Genomic DNA, 1,527 nt, shown 5'->3' with positions numbered 1-1,527 from the left:
GCAGGCAAGGGCGCCCGCGAGCCTTACCCGGCTGCAGCAGGCGCAATGGGCCGACATCGCCACCTGGCTGCCGAACGACCTGCTGCTGAAGCTGGACCGCTGCCTGATGGCCCATGGGCTGGAGGGCCGCACTCCGTTCCTCGATCCGCGCGTGGCCGACTTCGCCTTCCCCCTGCCCGACCGGTTCAAGGTGCGGGGGCGCTATGGCAAGTGGCTGGTGCGCAAGTGGCTGGAGCGGGTCTGTCCCGCCGCCGATCCCTGGGCCCGCAAGCAGGGCTTCACCGTCCCCGTCGACGCCTGGATCGCACCCCGCGCCGCCGACCTCGCCGAGCGGATCGGCAAGGTTGGGGCGGTGCGCCGAGTGCGGACGCCGCAAGCCGTGCGCGCCACCTTCGAAGGGGGCGGCTCCGAGCGCTGGCCCCTGCTGTTCTTCGCCGTCTGGTCGCTGATCCACCTGGAGGGCGCGTCTCCCGACGACGCCCTGCGCCAGGTCGCCGGAACGATCTGACCGCCCCTGCCATTGTCCTGAAAACCCCGGAGACTCCCATGCGTATCCTGCTCTTCACCGCCGCGGTGGCCGCCCTCATCTCCGCCTGCGGGCCCACCCAGGCGGCGCCCGGCGGGCCGGTGGAGACGCGGGCCCCCAACGGCAAGGACCAGGTCCCGGCCTTCGCCGGCCAGACCCGCGCGCCGGAGGTCAAGGCCGGGGTCGAGTACGAGGTGAAGACGGTCGCAGAGGGTCTGGCCAATCCCTGGGGGATCGCCTTCCTGCCGGACGGCAGGATCCTGGTGAGCGAGAAGCCCGGCCGCCTGCGGATCGTCGGCGCCGACGGCGCGCTGAGTGAGCCGGTGACCGGCCTGCCCGCCATCTACGCCAGGGGTCAGGGCGGCCTGCTGGGCCTGGCGGTCGATCCGGCCTTCGCCAAGAACGGCCTGATCTACTGGAGCTATGCCGAAAGCCCGGCCGAGAAGATGACCAACACCGCCGTCGCCCGCGGCAAGCTGGTGGTGGCCGCCGACGGTCAGGCGAAGGTGGAGAACGTCCAGGTGATCTATCACCAGGCGCCGTCCCTGGAGTCGGTGCAGCACTAGGGCGGACGCTTGGTGTTCGCCCCCGACGGCAAGCTGTTCGTGACGCTTGGCGACCGCTCGGTCCTGCCGGGCCGCGTGCAGTCGCAGAAGATGGACAGCGCCATCGGCAAGCTGGTGCGCATCAACGCCGACGGCTCGATCCCCCAGGACAACCCCTTCGTCGGCAAGGCCGGCGCCCGTCCCGAGATCTGGTCCATCGGCCACCGCAACGTCCAGGGCGCGGCGCTCAACCCCGCCACCGGCAAGCTGTGGACCACCGAACACGGCGCCCGGGGCGGCGATGAGCTGAACATCCCGGCCGCCGGCAAGGACTATGGCTGGCCCACCATCACCTACGGCATTGAGTACCAGGGCGGTCCCGTCGGCGCGGGGCTCACCGCCAAGGAGGGCATGGAGCAGCCGATCTATTACTGGGACCCGGTGATCGCCGCCTCG

1 protein-coding gene and 1 pseudogene are annotated in these 1,527 nt (G+C 71.1%); both read left to right on the top strand.

Annotation, left to right across the window (positions count from 1 at the left end; all coding sequences use genetic code 11):
* Window positions 1-508: asparagine synthase-related protein (locus Q7T09_RS08930; RefSeq protein ID WP_304699254.1), on the top strand; the 508-nt coding region annotated here is incomplete at its 5' end.
* Between the two features lie 38 nt (window positions 509-546).
* Window positions 547-1,527: pseudogene (locus Q7T09_RS08925) on the top strand (PQQ-dependent sugar dehydrogenase); the annotation flags it as partial.

Source organism: Phenylobacterium sp., from assembly GCF_030645195.1.
Lineage (GTDB): Bacteria > Pseudomonadota > Alphaproteobacteria > Caulobacterales > Caulobacteraceae > Phenylobacterium.
This window is presented reverse-complemented; position numbering and strand designations above follow the sequence as displayed.